Origin of the sequence: Mycetocola sp. CAN_C7, assembly GCF_015752285.1 — a bacterium.
Taxonomy (GTDB): domain Bacteria; phylum Actinomycetota; class Actinomycetes; order Actinomycetales; family Microbacteriaceae; genus Mycetocola_A.
Genome location: NZ_JADOUY010000007.1, coordinates 24,576 through 43,149 on the forward strand (window position 1 = coordinate 24,576; position 18,574 = coordinate 43,149).

The window sequence follows — 18,574 nt, forward strand, 5'->3', positions numbered from 1 at the left end:
TAGGTGGGACGTGGAAGGATAAATGCGTGCCGTGCACCCGCCCGGCGGAGCGGACGGTCACACATGGGCATCGACTTCGCACGATCGGAACGATCGACTGTGGGGATCGAGTGGGAACTCGCTCTCGTCGACCGCGACAGCGGCGAACTGGTTTCGGCCGCAGATGAGGTGCTGCTCGCACTCTCCCAGCCCGACGGTTCGCCGCACCCGAACATCACCGGCGAACTGCTACTCAATACGGTGGAACTCGTCAGCAACGTCCACAGGACGGTGGCTGCCGCTGTGTCAGACCTCGACGGCCAGCTGCAGGAGCTCCGCACGGTGACGCTCGGCCGCGGCATCGACATCATCGGGAGCGGCTCCCACCCGTTCGGCCAGTGGTATGACCAGCCCGTTGCGAACAAGGAGCGGTACCACAAGCTCATCGAGCGCACGAAGTGGTGGGGCAGGAACATGATGATCTGGGGCGTGCACGTGCACGTCGGCATCGAGCACCGCGACAAGGTGATGCCCATCCTCAACGCGATGCTCAGCTACATCCCCCACCTGCAGGCGATCTCGGCATCCAGTCCGTACTGGACCGGAATCGACACGGGGTACGCCTCGAACCGATCCCTGATGTTTCAGCAGCTCCCGACCGCCGGCCTGCCGTACCAGTTGGCCGACTGGGCGGCATTCGAGCAGTACGTCGCAGACATGACAACCCCGGGCATCATCGACGACTACACAGAGGTGCGCTGGGACATCCGCCCGTCCCCACGTTGGGGAACGCTCGAGGTCCGGTTCTGTGACGGGGCGTCGACGCATCGTGAACTCGCGGCCGTCGCCGCGCTCATCCACTGTCTTGTCGAGCATCTCTCGACCCGTCTCGACAACGGCGAGAAGCTGATGGTCCTTCAGCCTTGGTACGTGCGCGAGAACAAGTGGCGTGCCGCCCGCTACGGACTGGATGCCGAAATCATCCTCGACAACGCGGGCAATGAACGCCCGGTCACCGATGACATCCGTGAGCTTCTCACGTTGCTCTCCCCCGTCGCCGACCGGCTCGGCTGCGCCGAAGAACTGGCCTCCATCGCCTCGATCATCGACCACGGAGCCAGCTACATCCGGCAACTGCGGGTCGCCGACGAGAACAACGGCGACCTCAGCGCTGTCGTCAAGGCGCTGGCGCAGGAACTGCGCGCCGGTTCGGCGCCGTCCCGTTAGCGTCCGAGGAACTTCTGCAGGCTGGCGAGTTCTTCCTCGGTCGGGGTCGCAGAGCTCTGCGCACCGCCGAGACCGAATCCTCCACCGGTCGACGCCGCTGCCGGTTTCACACCGGATGCCAGCGCCGCGTTCTCGGTCGCTCGCTTCGCCGGGTTCCCTGACTTCGAGCCCTTCTTCTTCGGCTGAGGCTTGCGTGAGCTTCCGCCTCCACCGCCGGGAATGGGGCCCATGCCGGGGATCTGCGGAACGCCTCCCTTTGCGACGGTTTTCATCATCTTCGCCGCCTGTTCGAAGCGGTTGACCAGCGCGTTGACCTCGGTCACTGTCGAACCGGAACCGCGGGCGATCCTCAGCCGACGGGATCCGTTGAGCAACTTGGAGTTCTCCCGCTCGGCGAGGGTCATCGACTGGATGATCGCCTCCGTGCGAACGATCTCGCGCTCGTCGAACGCATCGAGCTGCTGCTTCATCTGACCCATGCCGGGGAGCATGCCCATCATTTTCTTGATGGACCCCATGTTGCGCAGCTGCTGCATCTGCTTGAGGAAGTCGTTGAGCGTGAAGCTGTCTGTGGAGAACTTCTCGGCCATCTCGCGGGCTTCGTCCTCGTCGAATGCCTGCTGGGCCTGCTCGATCAGGGTGAGGATGTCACCGAGGTCGAGGATACGGCTGGCCATGCGGTCGGGGTGGAACGGCTCGAAATCGTCGAGTCCCTCACCGGTGGAGGCGAAGATGATCGGTCGACCGGTGACGGATGCCACGGAGAGCGCCGCGCCACCTTTGGCGTCACCGTCGAGCTTGGAGAGAACGACGCCGGTGAAGTCGACACCTTCCTGGAACGCTTTCGCCGTTGCGACGGCATCCTGTCCGATCATCGCGTCGATGACGAACAACACCTCGTCAGGGTCGACGGCCTTGCGGATGTTCGACGCCTGCTTCATCAACTCGGCGTCGACGCCGAGGCGACCGGCCGTATCGACGATGACGGTGTCGTACTGCTTCTGCCTGGCGTAGGCGATCGAGTCCTTCGCCACGCGAACGGGGTCACCGACGCCGTTGCCGGGCTCGGGGGCGTAGACCGCGACACCGGCCTGCTCGGCGACGACGCTGAGCTGGGTGACGGCGTTGGGGCGCTGGAGGTCGGCGGCGACGAGGAGCGGCGTGTGGCCGTCCTTCGCCAGCCACTTGGCCAGCTTCCCGGCAAGGGTCGTCTTACCGGCGCCCTGAAGGCCGGCGAGCATGATCACCGTCGGCGGGGTCTTCGCGAACTCGAGCCGGCGCTGCTCGCCGCCGAGAATCGCGACGAGCTCTTCGTTGACGATCTGCACGACCTGCTGGGCAGGGTTCAGCGCCTTGTTGACCTCGTCGCCGAGCGCGCGCTCGCGCACCTTGCCGGTGAAGTCCTTCACCACATCGAGAGAGACGTCGGCCTCAAGAAGGGCGCGACGGATTTCACGTACGGTGCCGTCGACGTCTGACGCCGAGAGCGAGCCCTTCTTGCGGAGATTCTTGAAGGTCTCGGAGAGCCGGTCTGAGAGGTTTCCAAAAGTAGCCATTTGAGGTCCAGTTTACCGAGCCTCGCGCCCCTCTCGCACCGCAATCGCCCGAGTCGCCGGATGGTGTTATTGGACTCGGTCTATTTAATACTAGGCTGACCACATGACCGACGTTCTCGTTGCCGGACTCGCGCCCACCTACCTGACCTACATCGACGGCTGGGAACTCCAGCGCCGCACCCATCGGAGCGTCGCCGACGGTTCGGCCTCGGACACACTCATTCTGTGCGAACACGTCGACGTCTTCACGGCAGGGAAGCGCACATCGTCCACCGAGCGCCCGACGGATGGCACTCCCGTTGTCGACGTCGACAGGGGCGGGAAGATCACCTGGCACGGTCCGGGCCAGTTGACCTGCTATCCGATCCTGCGTCTGCCCGAACCCGTGGACGTGATCGAGCACGTGCGCCGTCTCGAGCAGGTGATGATCGATGTGATCGCCGGATTTGGCGTGCGAGGCGAACGAGTCGACGGACGCTCCGGCGTGTGGGTGGCGAGTGGGAACGGCTACAGCAAGATCGGAGCAGTCGGTGTGCGCGTGGCCGACAACGTCACCATGCACGGTTTCGCTCTCAACTGCAGCAACTCCCTCGAACCGTTCAGCCGCATCGTTCCGTGCGGCATCACCGACGCCGGGGTCACGACGGTGAGCATCGAATCCGGCCGCACCGTCACTCCCTCAGATGCGCTGGACTCCGTCGTCGCCGCGTTCCTGTCGAGCGCGGTCGACGTGACAGAAACGGAGTCGGCCGCGTGAGCGCCTGCGGCAGCCCGGGCCCGTCACCGCAGGTGACGGGGAATGGCCGCAAGCTGCTCCGTCTCGAGGTCAGAAACGCCGCCACCCCGATCGAGAAGAAGCCTGACTGGATCAAAACGAAGGCCCGGATGGGACCGGAGTACCAGAGCCTGCAGAAACTCGTCAGGGACGAGGGGTTGCACACGGTGTGCCAGGAGGCTGCGTGCCCCAACATCTACGAATGCTGGGAAGACCGGGAGGCCACGTTCCTCATCGGCGGGTCGCAGTGCACGCGCCGCTGCGACTTCTGCCAGATCGACACCGGCAAGCCCGCCGACTACGACACCGATGAACCGCGCCGCGTCGCGGCATCCGTCACAACCATGAATCTGCGCTACGCAACGGTCACCGGTGTCGCCCGCGACGACCTCCCCGACGAAGGCGCCTGGTTGCACGCGGAGACGGTTCGCCGGATACACGCCGACAACCCGGGAACCGGCGTGGAGATCCTCGCAACCGATTTCTCCGGAAATCCTGACCTGCTCGGCGAGGTGTTCGCGTCACAGCCTGAGGTGTTCGCCCACAACGTCGAGACCGTCCCGCGCATCTTCAAACGGATCCGTCCCGCCTTCCGCTACGAGCGGTCACTCGACGTGTTGTCGCAGGCCCGCGCGGCCGGGCTCATCACCAAGTCCAACCTCATCCTCGGCATGGGCGAAGACGAGGCCGAGGTAGCGGATGCTCTCCGTGACCTTCACGACGCCGGCACCGACATCATCACGATCACCCAGTACCTCCGGCCCACCCCGCGGCATCTCCCGGTGGCGCGATGGGTGCATCCGGAGGAGTTCGTCGCCTTCAAGGAGCTCGCCGAGCAGATCGGGTTCCTCGGCGTTCTCGCCAGACCGCTCGTCCGATCCTCCTACCGCGCCGGACGGCTGTGGGCCCAGTCGATGCATCGCAAGGGCCGCCCGATTCCGGCGGGGCTCGACCATCTGGCCGACCCGGCGCTCGGCTTCGCGCAGGCGGTCGGCTGAGTCAGCTCAGCAGTTCAATACCGACGGACTCACCGCGGGTCGACAGGTAGACGACGAGTGCCAGATCGGAATTGTCAGGGTCGAACGCGAACTCGAATGAGGCGAACGGGGCGCTCTCACCGGCCTGGTGAGGCGAGATCGCTACACGGATGAGCTGCAGCGACCGGATGATGTCGACGTCATTGTCACCGGAGTGGTCGACGAGCAGGTCGACGAGATCATCACCCACCTCATCGATGGTCTGCTCGATGAACTGGGTGACGTCGGAGTTGCGGTCATCGACGTCGGAGAGCATGGCCTCGCGGGCACGCAGGTCAAGGCCGTCGAGCGAGCTGATCACCCCTGCCGCCGTGTCGAGAGCGTCCGGGGAGATGGTTTCTCCGCCGGGAGCGCTCAGTGAGACGTCGACCGCCTGGTCACCCACCTCGACGGTCTCCGACCAGTACAGCCCACCGGTGGCATCCGTGTCGATCGCCCCGAAGAAGTCATGTTCGATCATCAGCCAACCAGTTTCTGTGCGAAGACGTGCGGGGTGAAACCGGTGAGGTCGTTGATGCCCTCACCCTGCCCTACCAGTTTGATCGGAATGCCGGTGCGTTCCTGAACGGCAAGTACGAACCCGCCACGAGCCGACCCGTCAAGCTTGGTGAGGACGAGCCCGGTGACGCCTGCGTGCTCGATGAACGCTTCTGCCTGGGCAAGCCCGTTCTGCCCGGTCGTGGCATCGAGGACCAGCAGCACTTCAGAGATGGGTGCCTGCTTCTCGATCACCCGGCGGATCTTCGACAATTCGTCCATGAGCCCGCTCTTCGTCTGCAGGCGACCTGCGGTGTCGATGAGCACGATCTCCACGCCGGTGCGCTTGGCGTAGTCGACGGTCTGGAAAGCGACGGATGCCGGGTCCTGGCCCTGCTGCTGGGGACGGATGATCTGCGCTCCCCCGCGTTCGGCCCAGGTCGCGAGCTGTTCGACGGCCGCGGCACGAAAGGTGTCTGCGGCGCCGACGACGACGCTGCGTCCGTAGGTGCCGAGGAACTTGGCGAACTTGCCGATCGTGGTGGTCTTGCCGACCCCGTTCACGCCGACGACGAGCACGACGGCCGGACGCTCGGAGAGTTTCAGTGTCGTGTCGTATTTCGAGAGTCGTTCCTCGATCGACTCGCGGAGCATCCGCTGCAGATCCCGCGGGTCCGTCGTGCGGTAACGGTCGACCTTGGCATGGAGGTCGTCGACGACGGCCTCGGTCACGTCTGGCCCGAAATCGGCGCTCAGCAGGGCCGTCTCGAGGTCCTCCCAGGTGTCGTCGTCGATTGTCGGTTTCTGGAACATGCCCTTGAGGGCGCCGGAGAGTGACCAGGGCGTGCGTTCTGCCATGTGTCCAGACTATCGAGTGAAAGCGGACCGCTGCGTTCAGCCGGCCTTCTCTTCGGGTGCCGCCACCCGCTGTCCGACGACCGCCGAGACGCCGTCCTGACGCATCGAGACCCCGTAGAGGGCGTCTGCGATCTCCATCGTGCGTTTCTGGTGGGTGATGACGATGAGCTGGCTGGTGCGGCGGAGGTCCTCGAAGATCGTCAGAAGCCGGCCGAGGTTGGCGTCGTCGAGTGCGGCCTCGACCTCGTCCATGATGTAGAACGGGCTCGGCCGTGCCTTGAAGATCGCGATCAGCAGCGCGACGGCGGCGAGCGACCGTTCGCCGCCCGAGAGCAGTGACAGTCTTTCGATCTTCTTGCCCGCGGGCTTCACGGCGACCTCGATGCCCGTGGTGAGCAGGTCATCCGGGTTGGTCAAAGAAATACTGCCTGTTCCGCCAGGGAAAAGCACGGGGAACACTTCGGCGAACGCGGCCTTCGTGTCGTCGAAGGCATCGCCGAAGATCACCTGCATTTTCTCATCGAGTTCGTCGATGATCGCGAGCAGATCCTTGCGCGTGTTCGTGAGGTCGGTGAGCTGCTCGGTCAGGAAGGCGTGGCGTTGTTCGAGGGCGGCGAACTCCTCGAGGGCAAGCGGATTGACCCTGCCAAGCTGCGCGAACGTGCGCTCAGCCTTCTCGAGCCGTTTCTGCTGGACGGCGCGGTCGAACGGGATGCCATCGGACGCGGCATCCTGCGCGTTCCCCTCGGAGTGCTGGGACTGTGTGTCGTCCGGCGGGACGGGGATGTCTGGACCATATTCGGCGACGAGCACGTCCTCGACGAGTCCCAGCTCTGATCCGGCGCGCTCGAGCAGGCTCGACAGGTGCAGCTTCTTCTCGTAGATCTGCAACTCGAGTCCGTGAACGTTCTCGGTGATGGCCTGAAGCCGTTCACGCAACGCTGCTTCCTCACGACGGAGGGCGACGAGTTCGGCGTTCTGGCTGGCACGCTCGTGCTCAGCCCGCTCGAGCACCAGTTTGGCCTCGGCGACGGAGCGGTCGACGGACGCGAGCACGGCCGGCAGGGCGTCGGCGACCCCCGTTGCTGCTTCGACCTGCCGGGCACGGATCACGGCCCGGCGGGCGGCCGCCTCAGCAGCGAGCCGGTCGGCCTCCATCTGCGCGATCAGGGTGCGGGTGCGTTCCTCCTCGGCCCTGACGCGTTCCCGCGCGGTCTCCAGCTGCAGGCGCGCTTCGAGCTCCCGTTCCCTCGCCGCTTCGAGTTCGACGAGGAGCGATTCGCGTGCGCTGAGGTCGAGGATCGGGCGCGGGCGGGATTTCGCGGTCTCGAGCTCGGACCTCGCGCGGGACGCCGCGTTCTCCGCGTCGGTGACAGCATCCCCTGACAGGGCGAATGCCGCACTGAGACGTTCGCATTCGGCGGCGGATGCCTCCACCTGCACGCGTGCACGGTTGAGCCGTTCGGCCTGCGCGGCGACCTGCGAATCGAACTCACGGAGGGCACCGAGCGCATTCTTCGAGCGTTCCTTGGCCGCGCTGAGGAGTCCGCGGTGTTCGGCGAGGTCGAACCGGGCGGTGTCGAGGAGGGTGGTCACTTCGGCGAGTCGTTCGGCAGCAGAGTCACGTTCGGCGAGGAGTTCGATGCGACCCTGTTTGCCACCCGACCCTCCACGGAGGACGAAATCGGTGAGCACGTCGCCGCCGCGGGTGATGAGGGTGACCGGTCCGCCCAGATCGGCTGCGGCGAGCGTGTCGACGGCTGCCCGCGCGGCGTCGACATCGTCTGCGATCGCGAGAAAGTTGAGGATGCCGAGAACGCCGTCCGGAGCGCTGACGATGGATGCCGCCGGCCGCACCCCGGGAATCGACGGCCACGACACTGGGGCGCCTGAGGTCTCAGCGATGACGACTTCGACGCGTCCGAGTTCGTGAGTCCTGGCGTGTTCGATCGCCCGCTCAGCTGCGGCACGGTCGTCGGCGAGCACGGCATCGGCGAGGGTGCCGAGCGCGGCGGCGATCGCGGTCTCGAAGCCCGGCTGGACCTGCACCGCGTCGGCAACGACCCCCCGGATGCCGGCGAGCCCCGCGGCGACGAGATCGGTAGAGCCGTCCTTGATGTCGAGTGCCCTGGAGAGGGCACTCGTCTGTGCGGCCAGTGCGTCGCGTTCCCGCTCGTGGCCGTGGAGCAGTTCGCGGAGACGTTCGATCTCGGCTTCCGCTTCGAACACTGCGGCCTGCGCCAGCTCGTAGGCCTCGTCGAGTCCGCTCTCGCCTGCGTCGACGTCCCCGGCGGATTCCTCGACCTCGTCGAGCTGGAGTTGGGCTCCTCGGCGCCGGTCGGTCGCGGCGTCGAGGGCGTTCTGCTGCCGCAGTCGTTCACCGCGGACAGCGGCGAGGCGGGATGCAGCTGTGTCGGCCTGCCCGGACAGCTTCGTGATCTCGAGATCGTGACGGGAAACGAGTGCGCTCTGCGCGGCGATCTCCGTATCGACGGCGTCCAGCCTGCTCCGCGCCGACGCGGTCTCGGCCCGCGCACGATTCCAGCCGCCTTCCGTCGTACCGATCAGGTCTTTCAGGCGTGCGACCTCGGCGCGCGCATCGTCGACCATCGACCGGGTGACGCTCGGCCCGGCATCCTGTGCGTCGCCCTGTGAGCCGAGGAGTGCCAGGCGCTGGTTCGCGAGGGTGTACAGGTTGCGCAGTCGCTCCTGTGCGCTTTCGAGGGCGAAACTGGTGCGCCGCGCGCCGTCGACGGCGTCGCCGACCTGGGCCTGCTCGATGCGGGCTATCCGCAGCTGTTTCTGCTCCAGCTGCTCCTGCAGGACGATGCGTTCGGTGTGGCGTTCACTTTCGGTCCGGCCGTGGTCGTCGAGGGCGCGACGCAGGGTAACGACGTCGTCCGCGAGGAGCCGTGCCCTGGCATCCCGAACGATCGCGGCGATGGTCTGTGCTTCGCGGGCGATCTCGGCCTGGTGGCCGAGTGGTTTGAGTTGACGGCGAATCTCACCGGCGAGGTCGCTCAGCCGGGTCAGGTTGGTCTGCATGGCATCGAGCTTGCGGAGGGTCTTTTCCTTGCGACGCCGGTGTTTGAGGATGCCTGCCGCCTCCTCGATGAAGCCACGGCGCTCCTCGGGGCTGGCGCGGAGCACGGCATCCAGCTGGCCCTGTCCGACGATGACGTGCATCTCGCGTCCGAGGCCGGAGTCGCTGAGGAGTTCCTGCACGTCGAGCAACCGGCAGTTCTCGCCGTTGATGGCGTAGTCGCTGCCGCCGTTGCGGAACAGCGTGCGTGAGATCGTGACCTCGGTGTACTCGATCGGGAGGGCACCGTCGGAATTGTCGATGGTGAGGATCACCTGTGCACGGCCGAGGGGACCCCTGGTCGAGGTACCGGCGAAGATGACGTCTTCCATCTTCCCGCCGCGGAGGGTTTTCGCCCCTTGCTCCCCCATCACCCAGGCGAGGGCATCGACGACATTGGACTTGCCGGACCCATTGGGCCCGACCACGCAGGTCACGCCGGGTTCGAAAGCGAACGTCGTGGGTTGCGCGAATGATTTGAAGCCCTTGAGAGTGAGGCTCTTCAAATACACCGCGGGTCCTTCCGTGTCGCACGTGTGTGGTCGCGCGGGCGCGCGAAGCTGAGCACTACCGTACCCAAGGTTGCCCGAAACCCGGCTCACCGACCCGCTCTCGCGAGCGAACCCGCCTGTCTGACGTGCGCAAGCGGTTCTCTCGTCGTGTGGGATCTCCGGTCGTCTGGGGCCTCTGGTCGTGTGGCCGCCGTTTCGTTAGACTGGTGGGCTGCCCCGTCCGGTGCAGCACAGACACCGCTGGAGTCGTCATGCCTGCCGCCACCGTGACCGATGGGCTCACCATCGACGAGTTGACCATCCCCGCAACACTCGACGCCCCCGGGGGCTCCGACTTCGCCGAGATGACCCGGATCCGCAACGACGTCGAGGCCGAGATCCTCGGCACGGATGATCTGACCATCACGGCACGGGAACTGTTGCCGTTCTACCATGACCGGTTCTCACCGAAACGGGTCTTCCTTGCCAGGCTGGCGGGCAGGCCAGTCGGACGGGCCGTGTATGAGTGGCAACTCGAGGAGGACGCGACCGCCGCCTTCGTCGAGGTGCAGGTCATCAGGGAGGCGAGGCGCCGTGGTGTCGGAACCGCACTGTTGTCTGCCGTCGAGGCGGCGGCATCCGCTGACGGCTGGCGGGTCTTCCAGTCCTGGAGTTCTCACCTGTCGCCGGTGTCGAACGACGTCCTGACGCCGCCGACCGGTTTCGGCGCCATCGATCGCGACTCGCCTGCCGTGGCGTTCGCGCTCGCCAACGGGTACCGGATCGAGCAGGTGGATCGGATGTCGCGCATCGACCTGCCCGTCGCCCCTGAGGTGCTTGCGCGCCGAAAAGCGGATGCCGCGGCGCACGCGGCCGACTACGCCGTCGTGCAGTGGATCGGCCGGTGCCCGGTCGAATGGCTCGCAGACATGGCTCACCTGCATCGGAGGATGTCGACGGATGCCCCGATGGCCGGGATCGAGTACGCCGAGGAGGACTGGGATGAAGAGCGGATGCGCAATCTCGACGACATGAATGTCACAGGAGGTCGGCTGAACCTGACCTCGGCCGCGATCCATCTGCCGACGAACAGTCTCGTCGGGTTCACCGACCTGGCGCTGCCCGAGCATCAGGGGCGCCCGGCAACGCAGGAAGACACGCTCGTGCTCAAAGAGCATCGGGGGCACCGACTCGGGATGCTCCTCAAGATCGCCAACATCGAGCAGCTCGGCCGGGTGTCACCGGCCACGAACCGCATCGTGACGTTCAACGCCGAGGAGAACCGTCCGATGCTCGACGTCAACGAGGCGGTCGGCTTCGTGCCGGCCGGCTACGAGGCGGCCTGGAAGAAGAGCGTCTGACGCAGCCAGCGCAGGCACGGCTCGATGTGCCACAGATCGTCGTTCGCCGAGGGTCCAGACGACGATTTGTGGCGACTCGACGCTCAGACCGTCTCGCGCGCCTCAGCGGCGTCGCTGGCAGCGCGGGCAGAAGTGGGAGGAGCGGTTCATGAACTTCTCGCGCCGAATCAGAGTTCCGCAGCGCGCGCACGGTTCACCGCTGCGCCCATACGCATGAAGGCTGTGCGCGAAGTAGCCTGACGCCCCGTTCACGTTCACGTATTGCGCATCGAAGCTCGTCCCTCCCTCGGCGAGAGCCTTCTGCAACACCGAACGCACCTCGACCAGCAACAGCCGGGCACGCCGGCCGGACAGCGACGACGCCGGTTGTTCGTAGTGGATCTTCGCCGCCCAGAGGGCTTCGTCCGCGTAGATGTTGCCGATTCCTGACACGACGGTCTGGTCGAGAAGCACCCGCTTCAGCCCGGTCGCTTTGCGGCCGAGCACAGCGAAGAACCGATCGTCGTCGAATGCCGGGTCGAGCGGGTCGCGAGCGATGTGCGCCACCTGGCTCGGCACGAGAGCCGGACCGACGACGGAGCCGGAGAAACCGCCGGGGAATCCGTCGTCCGTCGGAAGCATCCGGTCGATCGCCATGCCGCCGAAGATGCGCTGGTCCACGAAGTTGACGAGCAGTTCGCCATGGACGGGTGAGTCGATGGCCAGGCGGATGCGCGTGAGCGGGTCGTCCGTGCCCGGTTCGCGCAAGAGCATCTGGCCGCTCATCCCCAGGTGGGTGACGAGCGCAGTCCCGTTCGCCAGCGGAAACCAGAGGAACTTGCCACGCCGCACTGCGGCCGTCACCGTTTGCCCCTGCAACAGGTCGGCGAAGATGCCGGATGCCGCCTGGTGGCGTTTCAGTGACCGTTGATCGAGAACGTCGACGACACTGATCCGCGCGCCGGTGATAGCAGGCTCGAGACCGGATCGCACGACCTCGACCTCAGGAAGCTCGGGCACTCAGCTCGGTCCATGCCGACAGCGCAGCCGCCATCTCAGCGTGTTTTTTGCTCGAACCCTGCCCGACAGCGGTGACGAGGTCGCCGACGGTCACCGTTGCGACGAAGACCCGGTCGTGGTCGGGCCCTGAGCTCTCCATCGTGTACACCGGCGCGGGGGCGTGGTGTGCTGCCGCAGCTTCCTGAAGACTCGTTTTCGGGTCCATGGCTGCGCCGAAGCGTGCCGGATCCTCCAGAAGAGGTTCGACGAGCCGAAGGACGAGGGCGCTGGCGACGTCGAGTCCCTGGTCGAGGTACACGGCACCGATGAGTGCTTCCATCGTGTCGGCGAGAATCGACGCCTTTTCGCGACCGCCGGTGAGTTCTTCACCGCGACCGAGGCGCAAATGCGGCCCGAGGTCGATGGCGCGGGCGATCTCGGCGAGTGCGACGGTCGAGACGACGCTCGCGCGCATCTTGGCGAGGGAGCCCTCCGGGAGGTCGGGGTTCTCTCGGTACAGCTTCTGCGTCACTGACAGGCCCAGCACGGAGTCGCCGAGAAACTCGAGGCGCTCGTTGTGCGGGATGCCGCCGTTTTCGTACGCGAAGGAGCGGTGCGTGAGCGCATGCTCGAGCACCGAAGCGTTAAGTGACACACCGAGGGTCGCCAGAAGCGACCCTCGGTCTGTCAAGCTCTCTGCCATCGGCGTTGCGATGGAGTTCAGCCCAGGCGCTGACTAGACGTCAGCGACCTTGCGGCCCTTGTACTCCATGAACAGCGCGGTGCCTGCGGAGTCTTCGACGACCTTGGCACGGTGAGGAAGGCTGTAGGTGACCTTGCCGTTTTCAACGGTCTTCACCAGGGTGGGCGCTTCAGCCTTCCACTGCGCACGGCGTGCACGGGTAGAGGCTCGTGACATTTTCCGCTTCGGAACAGCCATGACTTATCTCTCTTCTTTGCTTACAGCATCCGAGTTGTCGGAGCCTGGGTCTGGGGAGAACCCGGCGAGCGCAGACCAGCGAGGATCGACGATCTCTTGGGGTTCGATGTCCGGGTTTTCTGCCAGCCGCTCACCGGTCTCGGGGTCGAGTCCAGGGCAATCCGGTTGGCATACCGGCTGAAACGGCAGTGACAAAACCACTGCGTCTCTGAGGAGAGGTTCAAGATCCACGTGGTCATCGTGAACTTCGTAATCAGAGGCTTCGTCACCAGAGTACGCGAAAAGTTCCTGAATCTCGACTTCGACGCCCTGCTCAATGTCGATCAGGCACCGGCCGCACACACCGGCGGCTGTGGTCGTGACGTCGGCAGTGACGAGGATTCCCTCGTGGACCGACTCGAGACGCACCTGCTGGTTGATCGGTGTTCCCGTGCGGACGGCGACAAGGCCTTCACCCCACTGCTCGGGAGCGTCGACGGTGACGGTGTGCTCGCGCATCTCGCCCGGGTGCCGCACGATGTCGCGGATGTTGATCGCGAACGGCAGCTTCTTGTAATAACTCACGTCGTCGATTGTATCGTCGGCAGCGGACACCACCTGCGTGCGCGCTGAGTCCTCCGTGACATCCTCTGCGCTGACTCCCTCGCGGTCAGGCGATCGTCGCCGTGCGGCGTGGCCGAATCGGCGACAGAACGGATGCCGGTGCGCAGGTCGCACGAACCCGGTCGACGATGCCCGCACTCTTCCGGATCGACGCGAGAAGAATCTCGGTCGACGCGGCGACGCTGTTCCCGGAGAGCCGTGCGTTCTCGATGTTGGGGTCGGCGAAGCGTTCGTGTTCGACGGCGTCGAGGAGCTCTGCGAGTGCGGCGGCCTCCCGCGTCGATGTCGCTGCACGGCGCGCGAGGGCATCCGCGAACCCCCTGGGCGTGTCTGCGTCGCTCACCGGGAGGCCGATGTCCTGCGCGGTGTCTGCGATCTCCTGCCATGCGGTCACGGCGCCGACCCGACCGGATCTCAGAGCGCCCAGACGACGGCGGCGGCGCGCCAGCCGGACAATCGCGGGAGTAGACAGCACGACGAGAACGACGAGCGCCGCGCCGGTGAGAACGCCGGCCGACGGCGGGTTTGCAGTGGCGCCGCCCGCCGACGATGTGTCCGTTTCCGGCGCGACCGGTGCCTGTTCCTGCTGGGGCCGCTCGGACACGCCGGCATCACCGGTGTCCCTGCCGTCTGCACCGCTCGTCTCGGCGCGCGCATAGTCGGGGACCACACCACGGCCGGGAGTGGGCTCGAATGGAACCCACCCGACTCCGGCGAAGTACAGTTCCGGCCAGGCGTGCAAGTCGTCCGTCCCCACCGTGTAGCTCAGCCGGGTGTCGGCCCCCACCACGCGTTCGCCGGGCAGGTACCCGAGCGATACCCGGGCGGGGATGTCGGCCATGCGCGCGAGGATTGCCATCGCTGATGAGAAGTGCACGCAGTATCCGCTCTTCTTCTCGAGGAACTCGGCGATCACCGCGAACCCGTCCCCGTCGTACCCGTCGTCGACGGGGGCCTCGACCGAGTAGAGGAACTCGGTGCTCCGCAGGTACTGCTGGATGGCGAACGCTGTGTCGTAGGCGTTCGTGCTCTCGGCCGTCACCGTTGCGAGAGTCTCGGTGAGGATCGGCGGGATGTCGTCCGGCAGTTCGAGGAAGCGGCTCACGTTCTCCGGGGTTTCCGGCTGAGCCGCGATCAGCTGATCCCGCGTGGGTTGGATCAGCACGCTCTCAGCGATGTAGGTCTGCCCGCTGGCGCTCGACAGCCTGCTCGACAGAGTGAGGCCCTCGACGTCCCACTGCCAGCGACCGTCGGCACCGGACACCCTGACGCTGGGAAACGGTACGGGCAGCCAGGGGGCGACCATGCCGTCGACCTGGACGGTCGTCGTCGTCGGTTCGGTCGCGATCTCATCGGTGAGCCCGGGGACCTCGAGCATGGTTCCCGGGTTGTTGGGCTCCCGCTCACGGTCGCGTCCGGCCGACCAGGTCGTGCCGTTGAATTCGTCGAGGGTGAGCAGCCGGAAGTAGAGCGATTCATCGCTCGTCGTCGTGTAGGAGAACTGTTGGGCAACTCCGGGGCGCCGCAGGTCCTTTCCGAGGTCGACGAGCGGACTGATCCCACGCCCGAAGACCGAGCCCCCGCTCGAGGGAAGCAGGCTCTCGCCGTTGTATCCGGGGGCCATCACCGAGAACGCGAGCGACCCGATGACCGCGAGCGCTCCGATCCCGAGTACGCCAGCACGACGGCCGGACATTCTCCGAACCCGGGTGTCGGCCCAGAGCACCATGAGGTACGCGGTGCTGCAGAGCGCCAGAGCGACGAGGTTGATGTCGCCCTGCACGAAACCGGGCACGAGGGCGATGGCCGCCGCTGGCACACCGACGAATGCGGGCATCCTGGCCGCGACGCCGACGACGTCGAGCAGCAGCGCGAACAGCCCCGCACCGACGGCGAGAACAAAACGGATGCCGATGTCGGCGTCTGCGGGCGTGCCCTGCGTCGCGATGGACTGCATCCCGTCCCTGCCGAGTTCGCCGAATACCGCAATGGTGTCGAAGGTCGGCACGATCAACGCGAACGAATCGTCCGGGGCGAAGAACAGCACGAGCAACACCAGCCAGACGCCGGCCGCAAGAAGCGAGGCGAGCCAGGTCTTCGCGCCGATGGAGCGTGCAGCGGCTGCGGCGCACAGCAGGACACTGCCGAGCAGGCTGATGCCGAGCCACCAGGATGCCCCGTCCAGCAACGGGCTGAGCGTCGACACCGTGATCACGTAGAACAGAACGAGGGTCAGGCTGAGCGGCCAGAGCCGGGACGCGGCGTCACGCCGAGCGGCCAGATCGACCTGCGCCCTGGTTCGCTGCTGGGGCTTGCGACCGGTCGCCGGTCGGGGTGGGCTAACGACGGCCATGACCGACCGACCGTTCCGCCGCAGCAGCAGCCGAGTTTCCGAACGCCACCCGCGACCAGGCGTCCGCGACGCTGGTGTGTTCGTCGAAGAGAGCGGTCCGCCAGCCGGCGTCGGAGAGCGTCCTGATCTCATCGAACCCGGGTCGCGCCGCCGCTCGGCCGCCGGTGAGGAAGGCGACGGCGGGGTCGGCGTTGACCTTGGACGACACGAGTCGTCTCGCTCCGAGCGGCGACAGTCGTCCGAGGACGGCGAAGACCGGCATCACCTTCCCCGTCCGCCTGATCACCGGGCTCAGTCCGACGCTCGCGTCGTACAGGTCGGAGACCGGGAATCGTTCGGTGTCGGCCAGGGCATCGAGCAGTCCCCCGGTATCCCCTGGCGCGAAGCGCGAGATGCGGTACGGGACCGTTCCGTCGGCGAACGGAACGGCATCCGTCGCTGTCTCGACGAACGAGACGACATAGCCGGCGTCGAGGAGATGCACGCCGAGCGAGGCGGTCAGCTCGACCATTCGTTCGAAGTGTTCTGCCGAGACGGCGCCTGCGGCCAGGTTCTTCGCTGGGATGGCGGTGTCGAGGAGGAGAACGGCCTCGGGGTCGCCCTCCTGCTCCTCCTGGCGCACCATCAGTTCACCGCGACGGGCGGTCTGCCTCCAGTGCACCCGGCGAAGCGGATCACCCGGTCGGTACTCGCGGGCGATGAGTTCGTCTGCCCGCTGGGTGGCGAGGTGATTGAGTTCGTGCTTGGCACCGTCTCCGCTCGACGATCGCAGCCCGGCGTCGATGAGGTTCGTGACCCGCGGGGTGACGGTGAACACCTGCGGCCCGGCTATCCTGCGCTCGGTGGTGACGAGTCCGAAGGGGTCTCCGTGGGTTACCCGGAAGGGTCCGATCGCGAAGCGACCGCGGTGGGAGGATCGCAGTTCGTATTCGAGCACGCCACGGTAGCCGCGGACCGAACCGGGAGGCCGACGGGGCAGGTCCCCGTTAGGCACCCGGGCGAACACGGGAGGGACCTCGTCACGCCATGAGTTGATGGCAGCGACGTCTTCGTCGCGGGTTTCGACGACGGTGCGGACGAGAGCGGGTTCGCCGACCGAGACCGACCCAGGGGTGAAGCTGCGGGTGGCGGTGAGCCGCGGGCGGTGGGTGCGCACGTAGACGGCTGACCCGGCGAACAGGAGGATGAGGAACAGAAAGAAGAACAATCCCTCACGCCGGTCGATGACCGTTGCGGCGACGAGAAGACCGGAGGCCACGACGATGACCGTCCATCCGCGCACTGTCGGGCGAACGGCCCGGAACCGGCTGGTCTGCGGCGCGCGCATGACGGTTACCTCGTGTTCGGGGCTGCCGTCGGCACGACCGCCCGGTCGACGATGCCGCTGATCAGATCGGCGATGAGTTCGTCGCTGTGCTGGTGGTGCCCGAGTGCCCTGCTTGTCGGCATGAGCCGGTGCCCGAGCACCGGCAGGGCGAGCTCGTCGATGTCGTCGGGCAGAACGAAGTCCCGGCCGGCGACGAGGGCGAGTCCTTTTGCGGCGCGAACCAGTTGCAGGGTGGCGCGCGGGCTGGCGCCGAGGCGCAGGTCGGCGTGGTTCCTGGTCGCCCGAACGATCCCCACGGCATACTCCTTGACGCTCGGAGAAACGTACACGTTGCGAACGGATGCCATCATTCGTTGCAGCGACGAGGCGGAGACAACCGCCTCGAGGGTCGACAGGGGGTTCGACGTGTCACGGGTGTTGAGCATGCTCAGCTCGGAACCTGCGTCTGGATACCCCATCGAGATGCGCGCCATGAACCGGTCGCGCTGCGCCTCGGGGAGCGCGTACGTGCCCTCCATCTCGATCGGATTCTGGGTGGCGATGACGGTGAACGGGCTCGACAGCGGATAGGTTGACCCGTCGACGGTGACCTGCCGCTCCTCCATGCATTCGAGGAGCGCTGACTGGGTCTTCGGCGAAGCACGGTTGATCTCATCGCCGATGACGATGTTCGCGAAGACGGCTCCCGGTTTGAACTCGAACCGGCGGTCGGCCTGGTTGTAGACCGAGATGCCGGTGACGTCGCTTGGCAGCAGGTCGGGTGTGAACTGGATCCTGCTGACGGTGGCGTGGACCGACCTTGCCAGGGCTTTGGCGAGCATCGTCTTGCCGACGCCGGGGACGTCCTCGATGAGCAGGTGCCCCTCGGCGAGAAGTACGGTGAGGGCGGTCCGCACGGCTGTGCGCTTGCCGTCGATCACCGATTCGACGTTGGTGATGATCTCCGATGCGAGCCTGTGGGCTTCGGCCGTCGGTAGCGTGTCGACGGCAGGCGCGAACGCCGAGGAGCCGTCGGTCAGCGCGTGGGTCGGAAGGCTGGTCATGATCGGTTGAGGAATCGCGCGACGGGCGCGGGCACGTACGGGGTCACATCGCCTCCGAGGGACGACACCTGACGCACGAGCGAGCTGGAAACGTGGGCGTGGGCGGGGTCGGGCAGCATGAAGATCGTCTCCACTCCGGCGAGGTGTCTGTTGACGATCGCCATCGGTGTCTCGTAGGCGACATCCACCTGGGAGCGGATGCCTTTGACCAGGACGGATGCTCCGACGTCGGTCGCGTAGTCGACGAGCAGCCCGACGCTCCACGAGGCGACGATGATGGTTCCGGGAGAACCAGCCTCGTCGATCGACTGTTCGAGGAGGGTTACGCGCTCGGTGATCGGCAGCAGTGCGGTTTTCGCCGGGTTGTGCACGACCAGCACATGGAGCTCATCGAAAAGGCCGGCCGCGCGCTGGATGACATCCATGTGACCAAGGGTGACAGGGTCGAACGAACCCGGAACGACAGCGATCCTCTTCATCGCTCCAG

At 66.2% G+C, this 18,574-nt stretch carries 16 protein-coding genes; 4 read left to right on the forward strand and 12 right to left on the reverse strand.

What is annotated here, in order from left to right; genetic code table 11:
- Positions 1-63: 63 nt before the first annotated feature.
- On the forward strand, positions 64-1,206 hold the full coding sequence (locus IWX78_RS14400; RefSeq protein WP_196834333.1) for a glutamate--cysteine ligase: 1,143 nt from the start codon (positions 64-66) through the stop codon (positions 1,204-1,206).
- Here the strand turns inward: IWX78_RS14400 and ffh are convergent.
- A complete protein-coding gene (ffh, locus tag IWX78_RS14405; protein ID WP_196834334.1) occupies positions 1,203-2,762 on the reverse strand; it encodes a signal recognition particle protein in 1,560 nt (519 codons plus the stop codon). The two genes, IWX78_RS14400 and ffh, sit on opposite strands and share 4 nt — an antisense overlap.
- 103 nt (positions 2,763-2,865) lie before the next feature.
- Here ffh and lipB point away from each other — a divergent pair, with 103 nt between their 5' ends.
- Positions 2,866-3,519 carry a lipoyl(octanoyl) transferase LipB gene (gene lipB / locus IWX78_RS14410; protein WP_196834335.1) on the forward strand — a complete coding sequence of 218 codons (654 nt, stop codon included), beginning with the start codon at positions 2,866-2,868 and terminating at the stop codon, positions 3,517-3,519.
- Positions 3,516-4,535, forward strand: a complete 1,020-nt coding sequence (gene lipA, locus IWX78_RS14415) for a lipoyl synthase (protein ID WP_442929257.1) — start codon at positions 3,516-3,518, stop codon at positions 4,533-4,535. The genes lipB and lipA overlap by 4 nt, the downstream gene beginning before the upstream one ends.
- A 1-nt stretch (position 4,536) precedes the next feature.
- Here lipA and IWX78_RS14420 read toward each other — a convergent pair whose 3' ends face one another.
- The 3 genes from IWX78_RS14420 to smc are packed head-to-tail and all read right to left on the reverse strand — an operon-like array spanning position 4,537 to position 9,503.
- A complete protein-coding gene (locus tag IWX78_RS14420) occupies positions 4,537-5,034 on the reverse strand; it encodes a DUF2004 domain-containing protein (protein ID WP_334684757.1) in 498 nt (165 codons plus the stop codon).
- Positions 5,034-5,909: a signal recognition particle-docking protein FtsY gene (gene ftsY / locus IWX78_RS14425; RefSeq protein ID WP_196834336.1), complete on the reverse strand. Its 876-nt coding sequence runs from the start codon at positions 5,907-5,909 to the stop codon at positions 5,034-5,036. The genes IWX78_RS14420 and ftsY overlap by 1 nt, the downstream gene beginning before the upstream one ends.
- Before the next feature lie 36 nt (positions 5,910-5,945).
- Positions 5,946-9,503 carry a chromosome segregation protein SMC gene (gene smc, locus IWX78_RS14430; RefSeq protein WP_196834337.1) on the reverse strand — a complete coding sequence of 1,186 codons (3,558 nt, stop codon included), beginning with the start codon at positions 9,501-9,503 and terminating at the stop codon, positions 5,946-5,948.
- A gap of 251 nt (positions 9,504-9,754) precedes the next feature.
- Between smc and IWX78_RS14435 the strand changes: the two genes are divergently transcribed.
- On the forward strand, positions 9,755-10,843 hold the full coding sequence (locus IWX78_RS14435) for a GNAT family N-acetyltransferase (RefSeq protein WP_196834338.1): 1,089 nt from the start codon (positions 9,755-9,757) through the stop codon (positions 10,841-10,843).
- Positions 10,844-10,945: 102 nt separating this feature from the next.
- On the opposite strand, the gene mutM is transcribed toward IWX78_RS14435, so the two are convergent.
- The 8 genes from mutM to coaD form a co-directional block, all read right to left on the reverse strand.
- Positions 10,946-11,842 (reverse strand): bifunctional DNA-formamidopyrimidine glycosylase/DNA-(apurinic or apyrimidinic site) lyase, encoded by an 897-nt coding sequence (mutM, locus tag IWX78_RS14440; protein WP_196834339.1) that lies wholly within the window; start codon positions 11,840-11,842, stop codon positions 10,946-10,948.
- The gene (gene rnc / locus IWX78_RS14445) at positions 11,826-12,524 is read right to left on the reverse strand and encodes a ribonuclease III (protein WP_196834340.1); all 699 of its coding nucleotides are present in this window, start codon (positions 12,522-12,524) and stop codon (positions 11,826-11,828) included. Before rnc ends, mutM begins: the two co-directional genes overlap by 17 nt.
- 33 nt (positions 12,525-12,557) lie before the next feature.
- Entirely contained in the window at positions 12,558-12,761 is a 204-nt protein-coding gene (rpmF, locus tag IWX78_RS14450) for a 50S ribosomal protein L32 (RefSeq protein WP_108391343.1), read from the reverse strand.
- A gap of 3 nt (positions 12,762-12,764) precedes the next feature.
- Positions 12,765-13,259, reverse strand: coding sequence for a YceD family protein (locus IWX78_RS14455; protein ID WP_196834401.1), 495 nt, complete (start codon positions 13,257-13,259; stop codon positions 12,765-12,767).
- A 151-nt stretch (positions 13,260-13,410) separates the two neighbouring features.
- Positions 13,411-15,717 carry a transglutaminase family protein gene (locus tag IWX78_RS14460; protein ID WP_196834341.1) on the reverse strand — a complete coding sequence of 769 codons (2,307 nt, stop codon included), beginning with the start codon at positions 15,715-15,717 and terminating at the stop codon, positions 13,411-13,413.
- The gene (locus IWX78_RS14465) at positions 15,704-17,044 is read right to left on the reverse strand and encodes a DUF58 domain-containing protein (RefSeq protein ID WP_196834342.1); all 1,341 of its coding nucleotides are present in this window, start codon (positions 17,042-17,044) and stop codon (positions 15,704-15,706) included. The genes IWX78_RS14460 and IWX78_RS14465 overlap by 14 nt, the downstream gene beginning before the upstream one ends.
- A 5-nt stretch (positions 17,045-17,049) precedes the next feature.
- On the reverse strand, positions 17,050-18,087 hold the full coding sequence (locus IWX78_RS14470; RefSeq protein ID WP_196834343.1) for an AAA family ATPase: 1,038 nt from the start codon (positions 18,085-18,087) through the stop codon (positions 17,050-17,052).
- On the reverse strand, positions 18,084-18,566 hold the full coding sequence (gene coaD / locus IWX78_RS14475) for a pantetheine-phosphate adenylyltransferase (protein ID WP_196834344.1): 483 nt from the start codon (positions 18,564-18,566) through the stop codon (positions 18,084-18,086). Before coaD ends, IWX78_RS14470 begins: the two co-directional genes overlap by 4 nt.
- Positions 18,567-18,574 lie beyond the last annotated feature (8 nt).

Excerpts from the sequence above, each read along its gene's own strand:
- IWX78_RS14400 (WP_196834333.1), top strand. The coding sequence starts at position 64 with ATGGGCATCGACTTCGCACGATCGGAACGATCGACTGTGGGGATCGAG.
- ffh (WP_196834334.1), bottom strand. The coding sequence starts at position 2,762 with ATGGCTACTTTTGGAAACCTCTCAGACCGGCTCTCCGAGACCTTCAAG.
- lipB (WP_196834335.1), top strand. The coding sequence starts at position 2,866 with ATGACCGACGTTCTCGTTGCCGGACTCGCGCCCACCTACCTGACCTAC.
- IWX78_RS14420 (WP_334684757.1), bottom strand. The coding sequence starts at position 5,034 with ATGATCGAACATGACTTCTTCGGGGCGATCGACACGGATGCCACCGGT.
- ftsY (WP_196834336.1), bottom strand. The coding sequence starts at position 5,909 with ATGGCAGAACGCACGCCCTGGTCACTCTCCGGCGCCCTCAAGGGCATG.
- IWX78_RS14435 (WP_196834338.1), top strand. The coding sequence starts at position 9,755 with ATGCCTGCCGCCACCGTGACCGATGGGCTCACCATCGACGAGTTGACC.
- rnc (WP_196834340.1), bottom strand. The coding sequence starts at position 12,524 with ATGGCAGAGAGCTTGACAGACCGAGGGTCGCTTCTGGCGACCCTCGGT.
- rpmF (WP_108391343.1), bottom strand. The coding sequence starts at position 12,761 with ATGGCTGTTCCGAAGCGGAAAATGTCACGAGCCTCTACCCGTGCACGC.
- IWX78_RS14455 (WP_196834401.1), bottom strand. The coding sequence starts at position 13,259 with ATGCGCGAGCACACCGTCACCGTCGACGCTCCCGAGCAGTGGGGTGAA.
- IWX78_RS14460 (WP_196834341.1), bottom strand. The coding sequence starts at position 15,717 with ATGGCCGTCGTTAGCCCACCCCGACCGGCGACCGGTCGCAAGCCCCAG.
- IWX78_RS14465 (WP_196834342.1), bottom strand. The coding sequence starts at position 17,044 with ATGCGCGCGCCGCAGACCAGCCGGTTCCGGGCCGTTCGCCCGACAGTG.
- IWX78_RS14470 (WP_196834343.1), bottom strand. The coding sequence starts at position 18,087 with ATGACCAGCCTTCCGACCCACGCGCTGACCGACGGCTCCTCGGCGTTC.
- coaD (WP_196834344.1), bottom strand. The coding sequence starts at position 18,566 with ATGAAGAGGATCGCTGTCGTTCCGGGTTCGTTCGACCCTGTCACCCTT.